The sequence below is a fragment of the Nonomuraea sp. SYSU D8015 genome (assembly GCF_008065375.1).
GTDB lineage: Bacteria > Actinomycetota > Actinomycetes > Streptosporangiales > Streptosporangiaceae > Nonomuraea.
The window spans coordinates 192,585-209,236 of sequence record NZ_VJYI01000015.1; the positions used below are offsets into that span (position 1 = coordinate 192,585).

The following is a 16,652-nucleotide window of genomic DNA, read 5'->3' on the forward strand; positions in this document are numbered from 1 at the left end:
GCCCGACAGGGAAGCGCCCCCATCGCCGCGCCCCCGGCCCCATGAGAGCTTCGGCCCGAAGGAGAACCTCCTGATCGAGGTGCTCCGGCGCCGTGACGACACGCCGTGGACGCGGGCGAGCCGCGGCCCGGGCCCGACGCCGAGACGCTGTCCCGCATCATGCGAGGATCGCGCCGCCGGGATCGGCGCCCCGGGCGGCACGGCGTGAACGGCCGGGGCTTCGGGCCGCACAGTCTGCTCGCCGACGTCCTCGACCACGCCGAGGCCAGCGGCATCCTCCGCCGCGCGTTGCCCGGGGTCGTGAACTCGCCGATGCTGGTGCAGCTGCGCCGGCGCACGCTCGGCGACATCACGGCCGCCGGCCCGCACGCCCGCCTCACCTCCGCACAGCTCGATGACCTGTGGCGCGAGCTCGCCGCAGTCGATGCCGGCGATCCGAGCGTGCGCCCTGATCCGCCGGCGATCGCGCCGGATCCCCGCTACGAGCCGGCCGGCACGCCCCGCGGTTCGGCGGAAGTGATCTCCGCGCCCGCCGCAGGCGAAGTGTGGGCGACCTGGGAGCTCGCACTCGCCGGGCCGAGCCATGGCAATCCGTTCGTCGACGTGGACCTGCACGCACGCGTGACCGCCCCCGACGGGTCGGCACGCCGGCTCGGCGGCTTCTACGACGGCGACGGGATCTGGCGCCTGCGGCTGCTGCCCGACCAGCCCGGACGCTGGGTCGTCACGACGGAGGCGACCACGCCCTCCCTCGACGGCGTCACCGTGGAGCTCACCGCGGCGGCCGGTACCGGCCGGGGCCCCGTCCGGGTTGCCGACCGGTTCCACTTCTCGCACGCGGACGGCACGGGTCATCTGCCGCTCGGCACGACGGCGTACGCCTGGACCCACCAGAGCGAAGCGCTGCAGGAACAGACGTTGCGCACGCTTGCCGGCTCGCCCTTCACCAAGATCCGGATGGGGGTCTTCCCGAAGGCGTACCTCTTCAACGCCAACGAGCCTCCGCTCTACCCCTTCGAGCGGGACGGCGACGGCTCGTGGGACTTCACGCGCTTCAACCCCGCCTGTTTCCGCGCCTTCGAGCGCCGGATCGCGGAGCTCGCGGCGATCGGCGTCGAAGCCGATGTCATCCTGTTCCACGCCTACGATCGCTGGGGCTTCTCCGACATGGGCGCCGCCGCGGACGACCGCTACATCCGCTACGTGGTCCGGCGATTGTCGGCCTTGCCGAATGTCTGGTGGTCGCTCGCGAACGAGTACGACCTGCTGTCCTCCAAGACCGTCGACGACTGGGAGCGGCTGGCCGCGATCGTCGTCGAGGAGGACCCGGTCGGGCACCTGCTCTCCATCCACAACTGCTTCGGCTTCTACGATTACGGCCGCCCGTGGATCACCCACGCGAGTGTGCAGCGCATCGACGTGTACCGCACCGCGGAGAACACCGACCAGTGGCGTCAGCAGTGGGGCAAACCCGTCGTCGTCGACGAGTGCGCCTACGAAGGCGACATCGACCAGGGCTGGGGCAACATCACGGGAGAGGAGATGACCCGGCGCTTCTGGGAAGGCGCGGTGCGCGGCGGCTACGTGGGGCATGGGGAGACCTACCTCAACGACCGCGAAGAGCTGTGGTGGTCGAAAGGCGGCGAACTCGTCGGCTCGAGCCCGGACCGGATCGCCTTCCTCAGACGGATCATCGAGGAATCGCCGACCGGTGTGCTCGACCCGCTGCCCAGCGACTGGGACGTCCCCTGGGGCGGTGTGGCGTCGCGCTACCTGATCGCCTATTTCGGCTTCAACCGGCCGTCGTATCGCGACGTCACGATGGAGCCCGGCACGGTCTGGACGGTCGACGTGATCGACACGTGGAACATGACCGTCGAGAGGCTGCCCGGCACGTACTCGGGCAGCTTCCGCGTCCCCCTGCCGGCGCGCCAATACATGGCGATCCGGCTCGTCGCGGTCACTACGGAACCGCCTGGTCGCATGGAGCCGGGTGGGGGCCAGTAGGATGCATTCCCGCCCGGTGCGATGCCCCTCATGGCGGAAGAAGGCGATCATTCCCGTGTTGTCCAAGCTTGCCCCGCATGACACGGACTGTCTGCTCTTCGACTGGGATGGCACGCTGGTGGACAGCCAAAGCGCCAACTACCGCGCGATGGCGGCGGCCTTGTCCCAGGTCGGGGTGGCGTTGGAGGAATCCTGGTTCGGCTCCCGGACCGGGCTCTCCTCAGCAGAGATGATCGATGCCCTTGTTCAGGAACGCGGACTGACCTTGCCCGTGCCCGTGCAGGAGATCGTCGCCCATCGCGACGAGCGCTTTCTCGCAGAGGCGCATCACGTTCGGGCTCACCCGGCTCTGCTGGAGATCGTCAACACCTGGTACGGCCGCCTGCCCATGGCGGTCGCCTCCGGCGGTTCCCGCCGCATCATCATGGAGACCATGCGGCATCTGCCCTACGCGTCGCGCTTCACCACGGTGGTCACTCGCGAGGACGTCGAGCGCGGCAAACCCTCGCCCGAGATCTTCTTGCTGGCCGCACACCGACTGGGTGCCGTTCCCGGACGATGCACCGTCTACGAGGACAGCGACGAAGGCATCGCCGCCGCCGCGGCGGCGGGCATGACCGTCATCGATGTCCGCCCCTTCACCCGGCGGTAGCCGGCGAGCGGATCAGGCGGCCGTTCAGCCCCGCCGAGCTCGCGGACTGGGAGCCGGCCGAGTTGCTCCGCTTCACGAAGGGGCTCCGGACGATGCGGATGCCGGCGGGCCGCGGTCGGATGAACCCCTGGCAGCACGGCAGCCTGCTGTTCGACCTCCAGGCCGACCCGGTGCAGGACCTCTCGCCGATGGTCCTCATGCCGGGAACCGTGCGCGGGCAGCCCCCTCCATGGCCGGCCCCCCGAACACGCGGTCGAAGCCATCGGAAAGGGGTCTGCTTCAGAGCCGCGGGGACCGGGCCGTTGGAAAAGCGGGAGATCGGCGTCTGCCAGGCCTCTCGCCTGGCGCGATGTCGCCTGCCCTTAACATTCTCGACAGGTGTCGCTGTGCGATCGACCTGCTCGCGACTGAGCTGATCGCCAAGGAGAGCTTCATCAACGACGTCGACCGCGGCGTGTTCGTCGTGCCGCCGGTCTGAGGGGGCGGGCATGGGACGGGTATCGGGCAAGGTCGTCGTCGTCACCGGCGCGGCCCGCGGCCAGGGCGCGGCCGAGGTGGAGGCGCTGGCCAGGGAAGGCGCGACGGTCGTGGCGGCAGACGTGCTGGACGGCGAGGGCAGGGCGCTCGCCGACCGCCTGACGGACGAAGGGCTGCAGGTGAGCTACGTGAGTCTCGACGTCCGCGACCAGCGGGCGTGGGACGACCTGGCCGCGCTGCTGCGGGAGCGTCACGGGCGGGTCGACGCCCTCGTCAACAACGCCGGAGTGGCCGCCAGAGACCGGATCCCCCACGTGGATCCGCAGGTCTGGCAGCGCACCTTCGACATCAACGTCACCGGTCCGCTCCTCGGGATCCAGGCGCTCGTGCCGTTGATGAGCGCGGGCGCCTCGATCGTCAACGTCTGCTCGGTGGCGGCGATGGCGGGGCACGTGGCGGCCGCGTACACGGCGAGCAAATGGGCGCTGCGAGGCCTGACCAGGAGCGCTTCGCTCGAACTCGGCGAGCGCGGCATCCGGGTCAACGCCGTCATGCCCGGGCTGATCGAGACCCCGCTGATGGCGTCGGCCTCCCCGGCGTTCACCGGGGCGGCCCTGGCCGAGATCCCCCTGGGCCGCGCCGGGACGCCCGCGGACGTCGCCCCGCTGATGGTCTTCCTCGTCTCCGACGAGTCCGCGTACGTCAACGGCGCCGAGCTGGTGGTCGACGGCGGTCTCACCGCACACGTCTCCCACAAGGGCATCGCCGACGCCACCCGCTCGTGACCGTCCCGGCGACTACCTCCCCTTCCAGCACGATCCCGTAGTCGATCGACGCCGTCCGATGCTCCGGACCGGTGACTCTGACCGGCTTCTCACCGAACCGCACTGGTGTCCATGGGTCGCCAAGTTCAAATCCTGACATTTGACACGTCATGCGTCTTTGGGGCTAAAGTACATGACGCATCACCTGATGTGTCATGTAATGAGGAAGTGCTCAGCGAGGAGCCCACCCATGTCTGATCTCGTGTTCGGCCTCGACACCTTCGGCGACGTGCCGGAGGACGACTCCGGGACGCTCCTTTCCCACGCCGCGGCCATCCGCCAGGTCGTCGACGAGGCGGTGCTGGCCGACGAGCTCGGCATAGACGTCGTCGCCCTCGGTGAACACCACCGGCCGGAGTTCTCCATATCGACCCCGGAGACCGTGCTGGCCGGCATCGCCCCGCGCACCAAGCGCATCAGGCTCGCCTCCGGCGTGACCGTGCTGAGCTCCGACGACCCGGTCCGCGTGTTCCAGCGCTTCGCCACGGTGGACGCCTTGTCGAGCGGCCGCGCCGAGGTCATCCTCGGCCGCGGCTCGTTCACCGAGTCGTTCCCGCTGTTCGGCTACGACCTGCGCGACTACGACACACTGTTCGAGGAGAAGCTCGAGCTCTTCGTGAAGCTGCTCGACGAGAAGCCGGTGACCTGGAGCGGCACCATGCGCGCCCCGCTCGAGCACGCCGACGTCTTCCCCAAGACCGAGTCCGGGCACCTGACCACCTGGGTCGGCGTCGGCGGCTCACCGCAGTCGGTCATCCGCACCGCGCGCCACGGCCTGCCGCTCATGCTCGCCATCATCGGCGGCCCGCCCCAGCGCTTCGCCGGCTACATCGACCTGTACCGGCGCGCCGCCGAGCAGCTGGGCACGACCGCGCACCCGGTCGGCATGCACTCCCCGGGCTTCATCGCCGACACCGACGAGGAGGCCAAGGAGGTGTTCTGGCCCCGTTACCGGGTCATCCGCGACACGATCGGCGCCCTGCGCGGCTGGCCGCCGGTCAGCCGTCAGGAGTTCGACGCCGAGATCGAGCACGGCTCCCTCTACATCGGCTCACCGCAGACCGTCGCCCGCAAGATCGCCGCCACGGTCGGCAGCCTCGGCGTCGGCAGGTTCGACCTCATCTACACCGCCGGATCGCAGCCGGTCAGTGCCCGCCTGCGCGCCGTCGAGCTGTACGGCAGCACGGTGATCCCCATGGTCCGCGACATCCTCGCCGGCTGACCCGCCCCTCGGCAGGCATCGAAAACTGGAGTACGACATGAACGGCAGCGCCCCCAACGGCCCTGAGACCATCGGCATCCTCGGCGCCGGCAAGGTGGGCACCGTGCTCGCCCGGCTCGCCGTGGCCGCCGGCTACCGGGTGCTCGTCGCCGGCTCCGGCGACCCCGCCAAGATCGCCCTCACCGTGGAGGTGCTCACCCCCGGAGCGGTCGCCACCACCGCCGCCGACGCCGCGGCCGGCGCCGACGTCGTCCTCCTGGCCCTCCCGCTCGGCAAGCACCGCGGCATTCCCGCCGAAGCGCTGCGCGGCAAGCTCGTCGTCGACGCCATGAACTACTGGTGGGAGGTCGACGGCATCCGCGACGACCTCACCGACCCCCGCACCTCCTCAAGCGAGATCGTCCAGGCGTTCCTTCCCGGCTCCCGCGTCGTCAAGGCGTTCAACCACCTCGGCTACCACGACCTCGAAGACAAGGCCCGCCCTGCCGGGCAGCCGGGACGCACCGCCATCGCGATCGCCGGCGACGACCCCGCCGGCCTGGCCGCCGTGGCCACCCTCGTCGACAGGCTCGGCTTCGATCCGGTCGTCGCCGGCCCCCTCGCCGAGGGCATGCGTTTCGAACCGGGTACCGAGCTCTTCGGCGCCGTCGTGGACGCCGGCGAGGTCCAGGCCAGACTCGACCGCTTCCCCGATTCCGAGCGCGGGCGGATCGTCGGCCGCGCCCGTGCCGCGACCCCTGCGGAAGCGTCCGAGGCCCGCCGGACCTGATCCCCTACCGCCTCCACGCCACGTGACCACGACGGCCGCGCAGGCCCGGCACCGCCACGTGACCGCGACGGCCGCGCAGGCCCGGCACCGCCACGTGACCGCGACGGCCGCGCAGGCCCGGCACCGCCACGTGACCGCGACGGCCGCGCAGGCCCGGCACCGCCGCCGGGGCTGACGACGTGGTTCTCGGCTTGGGGGTGACTCGCGCCCCCCCGGCCTGGAGACCGCGGGGAAGACCGCCGCTCCCGCGATGGGCAGGACCGCCCGCCGGCTGAACGCCGGCCCAGGCCCAACGGCCCCGGCGCGACCCTCCGCCATGTCCTCGGCAGCGCCCAGGACGGCGGCTACGAGTGGCGGCCCGGCGGCAGCGGGCCCGTGCGGAACGGGATCACCGCGCTGGAACCGGACGGCGACGGCGTCAGCCCAGTTCTTTTCTCAGCCAGTGCAGGACGTCGGGGGTCACGGGGTCGGTGATGTCGGCGAACTCGTCATGCTTCTTCAGGAGTTTGGCCACGTACGGGCAGACGGGCACGATCCGCTTCCCCGAGGCGCGCACGTCGGCGAGCGCCCGCAGGACCAACCGCGCGGCCAGGCCCTGGCCGGCGAAGGCGTCGTCGACCTCCGTGTGGTAGAAGACCCGTTGCTCACCGCGGTCGAGGTACGCGGTCAGGCCGGCCCGCTTGCCGTCGACCAGGATCTCGTATCGATGCTCGGCATCCACCCGCTCGACGGTCGGAGTGGCAGACGGCTGTGTCATGGCGTGCCTTTCGGACGAAGCTCGGTACGCGGAGGGTTCCCGCGCGGCTTGATGGTGGCATGGGGCAGGACGGGCGCGCGAAGGCGGTCCCCGGGATATCCGTCGACGACGCCGAAGCGGTCGGAGGAGGCCTCCCAGTCCTCTCGGGCCCGGACGATGTCCTCATGTGTGCGGCCGATGAAGTTCCACCACATGACGATCTCCTCCTCGAACGGAGTGCCGCCGAGCAGGAGCGCCCTCGCCGGGCCGTCCGAGGTGTTCGTGAGCTCCAGGGCGTCGGCGCCGGGGCGGACGTAGCCGAGCTCCGCCGGGCGCAGCAGGGTGCCGGCCACGCGGACGTCGCCGCTGTCCACGAGAAGGCCGTGCTCGAAGGCGGCGTCCACGGCGAGGGTGATCGTCGCATGCGGTTCGAGGGTGATCTCGGCGCCGAGCAGCGGGGTGAAGGTCCGCACGGGGGAGGCGTCTCCGGCGAGCGAGCCCAGGAACACCCTGATCTCGGCGCCGTCGATCCGCACGGGTTCGGGTACGTGGTGCTGGAAGTCCCGTCCGGCGTTGCGGTGCTCTTCGGGCAGCGCCACCCACAGCTGGACGCCGTGGAGGACGGTGGTGCGCGGGGTGGAGACCTCCGAGTGGGCGATGCCGTACCCGCCCGTCATGAGGTTCATCTCACCGGGCCGGATGAAGGCGTGGCTGCCGAGACTGTCGCGGTGTTCGACCTCCCCGCTGAAGAGCCAGCTCACCGTCTGCAGGCCGGTGTGCGGATGCGGGGGCACCTCCATGCCGCCTGACCGGGCGACGTCGTCGGGGCCGTAGTGATCGGCGAAGCACCAGGCTCCGATCAACGTCCGGGCCCGCTGCGGCAGCGTCCGCCGTACGGACATCGCCCGCGGCCCGCCCAGGGGCACGTTCCGCGCGGAGAGCACGTCGACCGAGGGCACCTCTCCCGGCCGCCCCTCGCCCACCGGCTCTCCACATCTCATTTCGACAGGCTCGGCTTCCACGTTGCTCACCGAGACCACCTCCCACGCAATCTGGTTTCCAGCTACGACGCCACGACATGACACCGGACGGCGCGATCCGATCGTCCCGCGCCGCCCAGCCAGGATGGACCCCGCCCCCGCGACAGGTCAGTCCGGGTCCGGGAGCCGCACCGCCCGGCTCACTCGGAACATGTGCCCGAGGCGCTGCATCTGGTCCTCGTCCAGCGGCGGCGGCAGTTCACCCGTCGCGGCCGGGTCGACGGTGATGGCTCCTCCCTTCCAGGGACGGATCGGTCAGGTGAAGGGGTACGGTCCGAAGCGGCCCCAGACCACGAACAGGGCCAGCGCGAGCAGCACCACGTTGATCACGATCGGCTGGGTCTCCTTGCGCCGGGCGTGTGTGAGGATGGCGCCGATCATCGTCACCGCCAGCCCGGCGGCGGCCAGCGGCGCGAGCACCGGGGCGATGCCCAGCGCGGGGGGCAGGATCAGCCCGAGCGCGCCCAGCACCTCCAGCGCGCCGATCGCCTTCAGCGCGCGGGGCGGGAAGTCCTCGGCCCAGCCCATGTTCGGCGAGGCGGTCAGCTTTTCTTTCGATTGGGCCAGTTTCGCGCCGCCGGCGCCGAGGAACACCAGGGCGAGCAGGGCGGCGACGATCCACAAAACGATGTTCACGGGCGATTTCCAGGACTCGTGGAGAGGGATGCGGGGGGCGGCGGGGTCGTGGTCAGATGCCGGCCAGGTCGGTCTTGTGCGCCGCCAGCCACTGCTCGAAGTCCTGCAGTTGCGGGTTGAGGCCGCGGACGACGTCGAGGTCACGGTCGGCGACGAACTGCGGCACCTGCGCGTAGAACTGGAACATGTTCCCTATCTCGGCGGCGGCGGGGAACGGCTGCGCGCGCATGGCGTCGAAGGGCACGGGCACGTAGGTGACCTGTTCGCCCAGCGCCTTGCTGAGGTGGGCGGCCATCTGCGCGCCGGTCAGGTGCTCACCGGCGATGGACACGCTGTGCCCGACGAGTTCGTCGCCGCGCTTGAAGATGCCGTAGGCGGTCTTGCCGATGTCTTCGGCGGCGATGCCGGCGAGCTTGCCGTCGGCCATCGGCAGGGCGAGCACGAGCCGCCCGTCCTGTGCCCTGTGGGCGCGGGTGTCATCCAGCGTCGACCAGATCACGTGGCGCAGGCCGGCGTTCTTGGCCGCCCGTGCCATCGTGGCGGCGTCCTGCTTCTCCTGCTCCGGCGACATGTGCTCCCAGAAGTCGGTCACCAGGAAGGCGCCGTGCGCCCCGTCGAACGCCTCCGTCAGCCGCGCCTCGTCCCTGATGTCGGCCTCGACCACCACGGCCCCCTGGGCGGCCAGTTTCCGCGCCTTGTCCGAGGAGGGGTTGCGGGTCAGCGCGCGGACCGCGAAGGCGCCGCCGGCATCGGCCAGGATGGCGCGGGCCAGGCCGCCGCCTTGGGCTCCGGTCGCGCCGACCACCGCGATCACTTTCTTGTCCGCCACGGTCTTCTCCTTCGTCCGTCCGTTACATGACGCATCAATTGATGTGTCATGTACTTTAGCCGGAGCGTATGACGTGTCAAGTGGGCGGGTGGGCTCCCAACGTCACGATCTACTGGCTGACCGGCACCGCCCGAGGCCTCGTCCGATGACCGCAGTCGGGCTTTTCAGCCACCGTGCCCGGCGTCACCAGTCGGCGCAGAGCCGCTCGGCCGCGCGGAACGCCAGCGCCATGATCGTCAGTACGGGGTTGAGCGCGCCGTTGGTGACGTGCACGGAGGCGTCCATGACGTACAGGTTGTCGTGACCGTGCACCCGGCCCCATCGGTCGACGACCGACGCCCGCTCGTCGTCGCCCATCCGGCACGTTCCCGACTGGTGCTGCCCGGCGTGCAAGGCCAGGTGCGCCGGCTCGGTCCACGTCCGCCGCGCGCCCGAGGCGTGCAGCCAGGCGCGGGCGCGGCCGGCGAGGTGGGCGGCGGTGCGCAGTGTCTCCGGGTGGGTGGTGCCGGACAGGCGGGCGACCGGGATGCCCCAGCGGTCGCGCACGTGGCGGTCGAGCCGCGCCCTCGCGTCAGGGCTGGGGATCTCCTGGACGGGACCGCCGACGCGCATGACGCGGCGGTAGTTCTCCCGCATGTACCGCTTGTTGTCCAGGCCCCAGCGGGGCAGGTCAGGAGGCAGGTTCCGGGCCCAGAAGGCGATCGGCAGCACGGTGAACTCGTCCGCAAGCATGGCTCCCCCGACGACGCCGTCGTTCTGGTGCGCGAAGTCCAGCGTCGCGAGCGAGACGCCGGGGCCCAGCCCGTCGTGCACGGGCTCGGGCATCTCGCCGAGAGCCCACGCGTAGGTGTGACCTTGCAGGTGCCGCCCGACCTGGTCGTGGTTGTTGCCCAGCCCGTACGGCTCGCGCCGGGTCGGCGAGTTCTGCAGCAGCCGCGCCGTCTCGATCGCGCCGGCCGCGCAGATCACCACCTCGGCCTCGACGACGTGACGCGCCCCCGAGCGGTCCACCCAGCGCACGCCGGTGACGCGGCCGGCGGGATCGCATTCGACGCGTTCGGCGACGGCCTCCGGCAGCAGCCGGGCGCGGCCGGTGGCGAGCGCGCGGCGCAGGACGGTGTTGTGCGAGCCGTTCTTGGCGTCCGCCGGGCACGCGAAGCCGACGCAGTGCCCGCACCGCGTGCAGCCGTCCCGTCCGGCGTACGGCACCGAGTTGATCAGCAGCGGCACCGGCAGCACGTCCCAGCCCAGGGCGGCCGCGCCCTGCCGCAGCGCCCTGGCCTGCAGGCCCTCGGGGAGCGGTGGCATCGGGTACGGCTTGGCACGCGGCCAGTGGCGGCTGCTCGCCACATGATCACCGCACACCCCGATCTCCCACTCGGCACGCTCGTAGAAGGGCGCGAGGTCGTCGTAACCGATCGGCCAGTCGGCGAGGCTGCTCCCCGCGGGCACGCCGTACGTGCTCGCCATCGCGAAGTCGGCCGGCAGGAAACGCCAGGCCTGGGCCCCATAGAGTCGCGTGCCTCCGCCGACCAGCGTGGGGTTGCCGTGAAAGCCCGGCTCGTGTGCCCGCACCAGACGCTCCCGGCCCGCGACGTCGACGAAGACGCGGGGGTTCCCCTCCAGGTCCGTCCCGGCCCGGTGCGGATGGCGGGCGATCCGGTGGTTGCGCAAATGATCGCGGCCGATCTCCTCGTAGGTGACATCGCGGCCGCGTTCGAGAACGAGCACCTGCTTGCCTGCCTGCGCGAGGACCGCGGCGGCGACCCCGCCCCCGGCGCCCGAGCCGACCACGACCGCGTCCACCCGCATCAACCCCGAGCCTCCGGCTCCGCCTCGACCGCGGCTTCCCGCATCAGTCCCGCACCTCGAATCTGATCATCCGCCACGAGACGGCGTCGCGGTTGCCGCCGTTGCCCGGATCGCCGTAGAACCCCTCCATGACGTGCCCCACCACCGTGCTCACGAACGTGGCCGCGTCGAACGGCCACGGCGTGTGCGTGTCGCCGGCTTCGACCGCCTTCAGCAGGGCCTCGCGACGGCCGGGCCGGAGCAGGGCGAAGCCCGCGCCGTACACCTCGCGCGCCTCGGCGTCGATCGCGTCGAGGCCCGCGCCGTAGTAGGCGAGCAGGCCGGCCAGGTCGCCCCGGAACTGCCCCGCGAGGTAGCGGAGGACGCCGGCCTCGACGCCGCCCGGGTCGTCATCGGCGGGGACGACCGTGTCGACCACCGCGCGCAGGGTCGCGGACTGCGACGCCGTCAGGTCCGCTGCCATGATCACTCCTCGAAACGGCCCGCCGGGCGCTCGCACCTGCTTCCCAAGCGTACGACCCGTCCTCTTAATGATGTTCAGGGTGTCTGTACGGCGGCGGCCGTGAAGCGGGGCAGGCCCGCGCACAGCGCCGGCAGGTCACGCCCCGCGCGCAGCACCGTGCCGTCCGGGCGGACGACGGCGGCCGTCGCGTTTCCCCGCCGCAGCCAGCGGTGCAGTTCGCCGCCCGGTCCGGCCACGAGCAGGACGCCGCCGCGCCGCTCCACCTGGGCCCGCTGCGCCGCCGTCACCCCGATCGAGGACACGACGGCGAACCGGCCGGCGGCCACCTCGTCGAAACGCCGCCCCCCGTCGATGATCGGATTGGGACACAGCCGGCCCGCCAGACTGCGGCGCAGGCGCGGCCGCATCACCAGGGCGGACCGGCGCAGGGCCGGGGTCTGGCTGCTCAGGATCCGCCGCTTGAGCCCGGGCAGCCGGGGCAGGAGCGGCGCCAGGACGGCGCGGAGGAGATCGCCCAGCTCGCCGCCTTGTGTCATCGCCGTCCCGACGAGCTTGGCCATCCGGATCAGGGTGCGCACGTGCGGTTTTCGTTCCGTTTCGTACGTGTCCAGGACGTGGTCCGGCAGGCTCCCGTTGAGGACGCCCGCCAGTTTCCAGGCCAGGTTGGCCGCGTCCCGCAGCCCGGCGCCCATGCCCTGGCCGATGAACGGCGGGGTGAGGTGGGCGGCATCGCCCAGCAGGAAGATCCGGCGGTCTCGCCAGCTGTCGGCGACCTGGGCGCGGAAGGTGTACTCGGCCACGCGCAGGAGGCGCAGCTCCTCGACCGGGACGTCCCCGGTCCAGGGTGCGAGCAGGGGATGCAGGCGGTCCATCGCCTGGTACACGGCGGCGCTCTCGCCGTGCCGCAGGCGGAACTCCCAGCGGTGGCGGGGGTGCCCGACGCGCATGTAGGTGGCGGCGCGGCGCGGGTCGCAGACCTGGTGCACGCCCTCCCACACGGCCAGATCGGCGTCGGTGGCCACGTCGACGACGAGCCAGCGTTGCGCGAAGCGCAGGTCCCGCATCGTGACAGCCATGGAGGCGCGGGTCAGGCTGTTGGCGCCGTCGCAGCCGAGCACGTAGACCGCGTGGACCGAGTGGCGCTCGCCGGTGGACCGGTCGGTGAAGTCGACCCGCACCGGGCCGGGCCCGACCTGGCGGAGTGCGGTGACCTCGGCGTCGCCGCGCAGTGCGATGACGGGGTGGCGGCTCAGGTTCGCGCGGAGGAGCGCCTCCAGGTCCGGCTGGTCGAACATGTTGGCTTCGGGGTGGCCGTTCCTGCCGATGGCGGTGCCGCGGCGGAACTCGGCCAGGACCCGCAGGTTCCGGTCGAGCAGGCGCAGGCCGCAGGCGGGCCGGGAGATCGCGGCGAACTCCTCGCCGAGTCCGAGGCGGGCCAGGATGCGGTGGATCTCGTCGTCGAGGTGGACGGCCCGGGGCTGTGGATAGATCGACTCCCACCGCTCCAGCACCAGGCATGTGACGCCGTACTGCGCGAGCAGCGTCGCGGCGGTCAGCCCGGTCGGACCTGCGCCGACGATCACCACCGGAACGACGTGCGATTGACCGTGATCGCTCATGCCGTGCTCTCGAGATAGCTGCCGCCGTAGACACGCTCGACGGTGATCTCGACGATGACGCGGTTCATCGCGGCCAGGTCGGCATCGCTCAGCGGCCCGGCGTTCTGGCCGCCGATGCGTGACCAGACCCGTGCGGTGTCCGGCCCGATGCCGGCGGTCCGGATCCGGGCCACGCCTTCCAGCGTCACCGACGGGTACGGCGGCGCCGCGCCGACCACGCACAGGGATGCGCGCCCGGTGCGCCGCACGTCCTTGGCCTTGGCGCGAGCGGGTTCGGTGGAGACGAGCAGGCGGTCGCCGTCCAGGGCGAAGTGGACGACCGACTGCCGCACGCCGCCGTCGGGCCTGGTGGTGGCCGGCACGCCCGCCGGATGCCGGGCGAGGAGGTCGCGGACAACGGGTTCGATCACGGGGTCACCGTCCGGCGGCGGATGAGGAGTAGCGGTCGAGCGCTGCGGCCGGCTCCGGGTTCTGGCCGATCAGGGCGGCCGGGCGGCCGTCCTCCAGGACGACTTCGGCCGGGGCGCCGGGGTTGAGCTCGCGGCGGGCCAGGACCAGGGAGCGCTCGCCCTCCGTGTGGTGCGTCATCGTGCGTGCCTCACGACCGTGCGCTGGGTTCCCAGGTCGATCGCGCCGTCGTCGGTGGCCACGCCGGCCTCGATGACATCGCCGTCCTGCAGGTATCGGGGGTTCTTGGCCTGGCGGTCGAAGAAGAGCTTCCACTTGATGGCCGGTGGCAGGAGCGAGGCGAGGATCTCGATCGGCTTCGGGGGCGCGCTCAGGGCCGTGCCGACGGGGGTCCCGGTCAGCAGCAGATCGCCCGCGTCCAGGCGCTGGAAGCGGGTCAGCGCCTGCAGCGCCTGAAGGGGCTGGTAGATCATGTCGGCGACCGTCATGTCCTGCCGGAGCTCGCCGTTGACCCACAGGCGTAGCCGCAGGTCGCTGAACCGCTTGAGCTCGTCGGCGTCCAGCAGCACCAGCGCGGGGCCGACCGGGGTGAAGGTGGGGTAGGACTTGGATTCGTAGAACTGCGTCTTGGGCAGTTGCAGGTCGCGCGCGGAGATGTCGTTCGTGACGACCAGGCCCGCCACGTAGTGGTGGAGGTCGCCTGCGGTGACCGCCGTGCCGACGGGCATCTCGCGGCCGATGACCAGCCCGATCTCCACCTCGTAGTCCAGCAGCCGCACGTGGGCGGGCCGGATGACCTCGTCGTGGGGTCCGCTGATCGAGCCGGAGGACTTGCGGAAGAAGGTCAGCGGGACGGCGGCGGGGTTCATCCCCGCCTCCTCGACGTGTGAGGCGAAGTTGGTCATCTGGGCGACGAGGCGGCAGGGCGCCGTCACCGGCGAGTGCAGGGTCAGGCTGCCGGTGGGCACCGTGGCGGTGCTCGCGGCGGCAGCGGCGATCGCCTGCCGGTCGGCCAGCAGCTGCCCGGTGGTGGTGGCCCGGGTGTCCACCTTGGCGGCGCCCGACGGTGTGGCCACCCACCAGGCGTCGGCGGTCCGCAGGATGGAGGTGCTCATGAGGTGGCTGCTCTCAGCAGGCCGCGCAGGCGGTCCAGGTCGAATTCGTTGTCCTCGCGCAGCGCGCGCACGATCCCGGCCAGTTCGCGCAGCGACTCCCGGCCGGGTCTGACACCGAGGAAGTCCTTGCTCGCCGGAGGGCCCCACTGGGCCAGGCCGGAGGCGGTCATCGGCGCCCACCCCGGTTCGAGCGTGCAGTCGAACAGGTCGCCGTCGCTGAAGTGCTCGACCAGGAAACCGTCCGGGTCACGCCAGTAGTCGAAGATCTGGCTGCCCTGGATGTGCCGGCCGATGCCCCAGGAACGCCGGTAGCCCTCCTCCAGCAGGTACTGGCCGCCGGCGGCCAGCGCGTCGAGGTCGGCGACCTGGTAGGCGGAGTGGACGTAGCGGTTGACCGGGCCGAGGGTCATCGCGAGCGTGTGGTGGTCGGTGGGCGTCATGCCGAGGTCGCAGCGGATGAAGCTCATCACCGGCCCGCGTTCGCGCTGCCCGGGGTAGTAGAGGAAGTCGCTGACGATCAGGCCGAGGTGCTCCAGATACCAGTTCAGCGTCTCGACGTACCGAGTGGTCTGCAGCACCACGTGCCCGAGCCGCTGAACCTTGGCGGGCTCGCGCGGCGGGCGCTGGGCGGCGTTCGTCCGCGCCGTCGCGTGGCCGAAGTTGAACGTGAGCGGGACCTGCGCGGGCAGCGCGGCGAGCTCATGCGTGCCGGACACGACCCGCACCCGGTTGCCGCTCGGATCGACCAGGTCGACGGCGAGCCCGCCCAGGCTCTCCGGCAACGGCGCTGCCCTCCGCCCGGTGGCCTCCGCCAGCCGCAGCACGTCGCTCGGGTCGGCCGCGTGGAACGCCGGGCCGGCGAACGCCGGCCGGGATCCCCTGCGGACGAGCACGCAGGGGGAGCCGGCGTCCGTGCCCCTGAGCCGCAGCTCGTGCGCGGTACGCAGCGACGTGGTGAATCCGAAGGCGTGGGCGAACCGTTCGGCGCCCTCGAGATCCGGCTTGCGGAACTCCAGCCAGGCCAGGTCGCGCACCTTGACGATCGGGTTGGCCGCCCTCCCGGGGTGTTCGCCCCCGAGGGCCCCGTGCTCGCTGTGCAGGCCGGTATGAGGATCGTGGTGATCGATCACGGCCACCTCCTTCCAACGTTTCTGACGATATCCTCAGTTATGAGTATTTAGTCAACCGTCAGAAGTGATGAGTTCATCACAATGAAGCGGCGCTAGGGTGGGTGCCGGACGCGGCAGCTGGGGGAGGGGCGAGCAGGGATGGCCCGGAGGGCGGGGGCGGCGCCCAGCCGTCTGGATCGGCGCAAGGCGCGCACCCGCGCCGCGCTGGTGCGGGCGGCTCAGGCCTTCATCGCCGACGGCAAGACGAACGTCCCGATCCTGGAGATCACCCAGGCCGCGGACGTGGGGATGGGGTCGTTCTACAACCACTTCGACAGCAAGGAGGAGCTCTTCCACGCCGCCGTGGAAGCGGCCCTCGATCGCCACGGCGCGCTGCTCGACGAGCTCACCCTCGACCTGGACGACCCGGCCGAGATCTTCGCGCAGAGCTTCCGGCTCACCGGCCGTCTGCACCGGCGCCGGCCCGAGCTGAGCAAAGTGCTGTTGAACCACGGGCCGGTCCTGACCCGCTCGGAGCGGGGGCTGGTGCCCCGGGCCCGGCGCGACATCCAGGCCGCCGCCCGGGCCGGACGTTTCACGGTGGCCGACACGGAGCTGGCCCTGACGGTCGTGGTCGGCGCCGCGCTGTCCCTGGGCCGGCTGCTGCACGACCAGCCCGGCCGTGACGACGTCCAGGCCACCGATCAGATCACCGAGGACCTGCTGCGCATGTTCGGCCTCCCCGCCGGCGAGGCCCGCGAAATCTGCCGCCGCCCCCTGCCGGACCTCGAGGCGCTCGACCGGGACGACACTGACGTGGCGGGCCATCACCCCTGACGGACGCGGCGCGGCAGGCGGGCGATCAGCGCCGGCATGGCGAGCACGGCGGCGAGGACGCCGCCGGCCGCCGCGATGACGGCGCCCAGGACGCTCG

Annotated in this window: 19 protein-coding genes; 8 read left to right on the forward strand and 11 right to left on the reverse strand. The window is 71.6% G+C overall.

Annotated elements, in window-relative coordinates:
• Nucleotides 1–105 precede the first annotated feature (105 nt).
• The 7 genes from ID574_RS42955 to ID574_RS42980 all read left to right on the forward strand — a co-directional run bounded on the left by ID574_RS42955 (nt 106) and on the right by ID574_RS42980 (nt 6,126).
• A complete protein-coding gene (locus tag ID574_RS42955) occupies nt 106–2,007 on the forward strand; it encodes a DUF5605 domain-containing protein (RefSeq protein WP_223167666.1) in 1,902 nt (633 codons plus the stop codon).
• Nucleotides 2,008–2,062: 55 nt separating this feature from the next.
• A complete protein-coding gene (locus ID574_RS42960) occupies nt 2,063–2,659 on the forward strand; it encodes an HAD family hydrolase (protein ID WP_223167667.1) in 597 nt (198 codons plus the stop codon).
• A 349-nt stretch (nt 2,660–3,008) separates the two neighbouring features.
• Entirely contained in the window at nt 3,009–3,137 is a 129-nt protein-coding gene (locus ID574_RS62010) for a hypothetical protein (RefSeq protein ID WP_262496117.1), read from the forward strand.
• Nucleotides 3,138–3,147: 10 nt separating this feature from the next.
• A complete protein-coding gene (locus tag ID574_RS42965; RefSeq protein ID WP_188194786.1) occupies nt 3,148–3,921 on the forward strand; it encodes an SDR family NAD(P)-dependent oxidoreductase in 774 nt (257 codons plus the stop codon).
• Between the two features lie 229 nt (nt 3,922–4,150).
• Nucleotides 4,151–5,182, forward strand: coding sequence for an LLM class flavin-dependent oxidoreductase (locus ID574_RS42970; RefSeq protein WP_188194787.1), 1,032 nt, complete (start codon nt 4,151–4,153; stop codon nt 5,180–5,182).
• A 37-nt stretch (nt 5,183–5,219) separates the two neighbouring features.
• A complete protein-coding gene (locus ID574_RS42975; RefSeq protein WP_188194788.1) occupies nt 5,220–5,951 on the forward strand; it encodes an NADPH-dependent F420 reductase in 732 nt (243 codons plus the stop codon).
• 22 nt (nt 5,952–5,973) lie between these two features.
• On the forward strand, nt 5,974–6,126 hold the full coding sequence (locus ID574_RS42980; protein WP_188194789.1) for a hypothetical protein: 153 nt from the start codon (nt 5,974–5,976) through the stop codon (nt 6,124–6,126).
• Nucleotides 6,127–6,369: 243 nt separating this feature from the next.
• Here the strand turns inward: ID574_RS42980 and ID574_RS42985 are convergent, their stop codons facing one another.
• The 11 genes from ID574_RS42985 to ID574_RS43035 all read right to left on the reverse strand — a co-directional run bounded on the left by ID574_RS42985 (nt 6,370) and on the right by ID574_RS43035 (nt 15,739).
• Nucleotides 6,370–6,708, reverse strand: coding sequence for a GNAT family N-acetyltransferase (locus ID574_RS42985; RefSeq protein WP_188194790.1), 339 nt, complete (start codon nt 6,706–6,708; stop codon nt 6,370–6,372).
• Nucleotides 6,705–7,718, reverse strand: a complete 1,014-nt coding sequence (locus tag ID574_RS42990) for a pirin family protein (RefSeq protein WP_188194791.1) — start codon at nt 7,716–7,718, stop codon at nt 6,705–6,707. The genes ID574_RS42985 and ID574_RS42990 overlap by 4 nt, the downstream gene beginning before the upstream one ends.
• 264 nt (nt 7,719–7,982) lie before the next feature.
• Nucleotides 7,983–8,363 carry a DoxX family protein gene (locus tag ID574_RS42995; RefSeq protein WP_188194792.1) on the reverse strand — a complete coding sequence of 127 codons (381 nt, stop codon included), beginning with the start codon at nt 8,361–8,363 and terminating at the stop codon, nt 7,983–7,985.
• Nucleotides 8,364–8,415: 52 nt separating this feature from the next.
• Nucleotides 8,416–9,192 carry an NmrA family NAD(P)-binding protein gene (locus ID574_RS43000; RefSeq protein WP_188194793.1) on the reverse strand — a complete coding sequence of 259 codons (777 nt, stop codon included), beginning with the start codon at nt 9,190–9,192 and terminating at the stop codon, nt 8,416–8,418.
• A 183-nt stretch (nt 9,193–9,375) separates the two neighbouring features.
• Nucleotides 9,376–11,004, reverse strand: a complete 1,629-nt coding sequence (locus ID574_RS43005; protein WP_223167668.1) for a GMC family oxidoreductase — start codon at nt 11,002–11,004, stop codon at nt 9,376–9,378.
• A gap of 43 nt (nt 11,005–11,047) precedes the next feature.
• Nucleotides 11,048–11,467 (reverse strand): gluconate 2-dehydrogenase subunit 3 family protein, encoded by a 420-nt coding sequence (locus tag ID574_RS43010; RefSeq protein ID WP_188194795.1) that lies wholly within the window; start codon nt 11,465–11,467, stop codon nt 11,048–11,050.
• 74 nt (nt 11,468–11,541) lie between these two features.
• Nucleotides 11,542–13,086, reverse strand: coding sequence for a bifunctional 3-(3-hydroxy-phenyl)propionate/3-hydroxycinnamic acid hydroxylase MhpA (gene mhpA / locus ID574_RS43015; protein WP_188194796.1), 1,545 nt, complete (start codon nt 13,084–13,086; stop codon nt 11,542–11,544).
• Nucleotides 13,083–13,496, reverse strand: coding sequence for a TIGR03618 family F420-dependent PPOX class oxidoreductase (locus ID574_RS43020; protein WP_188194797.1), 414 nt, complete (start codon nt 13,494–13,496; stop codon nt 13,083–13,085). The genes mhpA and ID574_RS43020 overlap by 4 nt, the downstream gene beginning before the upstream one ends.
• A gap of 4 nt (nt 13,497–13,500) precedes the next feature.
• Nucleotides 13,501–13,674, reverse strand: a complete 174-nt coding sequence (locus tag ID574_RS43025; protein ID WP_188194798.1) for a hypothetical protein — start codon at nt 13,672–13,674, stop codon at nt 13,501–13,503.
• On the reverse strand, nt 13,671–14,609 hold the full coding sequence (locus ID574_RS43030) for a fumarylacetoacetate hydrolase family protein (RefSeq protein ID WP_188194799.1): 939 nt from the start codon (nt 14,607–14,609) through the stop codon (nt 13,671–13,673). The genes ID574_RS43025 and ID574_RS43030 overlap by 4 nt, the downstream gene beginning before the upstream one ends.
• Nucleotides 14,606–15,739, reverse strand: coding sequence for a VOC family protein (locus ID574_RS43035; protein ID WP_188194800.1), 1,134 nt, complete (start codon nt 15,737–15,739; stop codon nt 14,606–14,608). The genes ID574_RS43030 and ID574_RS43035 overlap by 4 nt, the downstream gene beginning before the upstream one ends.
• Before the next feature lie 138 nt (nt 15,740–15,877).
• On the opposite strand from ID574_RS43035, the gene ID574_RS43040 reads away from it, so the two are divergent.
• A complete protein-coding gene (locus tag ID574_RS43040) occupies nt 15,878–16,555 on the forward strand; it encodes a TetR/AcrR family transcriptional regulator (RefSeq protein WP_188194801.1) in 678 nt (225 codons plus the stop codon).
• The last annotated feature ends 97 nt before the right edge of the window (nt 16,556–16,652 follow it).

Coding starts and splice junctions, on each gene's coding strand:
- ID574_RS62010 (WP_262496117.1), top strand. CDS start 3,009: ATGTCGCCTGCCCTTAACATTCTCGACAGGTGTCGCTGTGCGATCGAC.
- ID574_RS42965 (WP_188194786.1), top strand. CDS start 3,148: ATGGGACGGGTATCGGGCAAGGTCGTCGTCGTCACCGGCGCGGCCCGC.
- ID574_RS42970 (WP_188194787.1), top strand. CDS start 4,151: ATGTCTGATCTCGTGTTCGGCCTCGACACCTTCGGCGACGTGCCGGAG.
- ID574_RS42975 (WP_188194788.1), top strand. CDS start 5,220: ATGAACGGCAGCGCCCCCAACGGCCCTGAGACCATCGGCATCCTCGGC.
- ID574_RS42985 (WP_188194790.1), bottom strand. CDS start 6,708: ATGACACAGCCGTCTGCCACTCCGACCGTCGAGCGGGTGGATGCCGAG.
- ID574_RS43005 (WP_223167668.1), bottom strand. CDS start 11,004: ATGCGGGTGGACGCGGTCGTGGTCGGCTCGGGCGCCGGGGGCGGGGTC.
- ID574_RS43010 (WP_188194795.1), bottom strand. CDS start 11,467: ATGGCAGCGGACCTGACGGCGTCGCAGTCCGCGACCCTGCGCGCGGTG.
- mhpA (WP_188194796.1), bottom strand. CDS start 13,086: ATGAGCGATCACGGTCAATCGCACGTCGTTCCGGTGGTGATCGTCGGC.
- ID574_RS43025 (WP_188194798.1), bottom strand. CDS start 13,674: ATGACGCACCACACGGAGGGCGAGCGCTCCCTGGTCCTGGCCCGCCGC.
- ID574_RS43030 (WP_188194799.1), bottom strand. CDS start 14,609: ATGAGCACCTCCATCCTGCGGACCGCCGACGCCTGGTGGGTGGCCACA.
- ID574_RS43040 (WP_188194801.1), top strand. CDS start 15,878: ATGGCCCGGAGGGCGGGGGCGGCGCCCAGCCGTCTGGATCGGCGCAAG.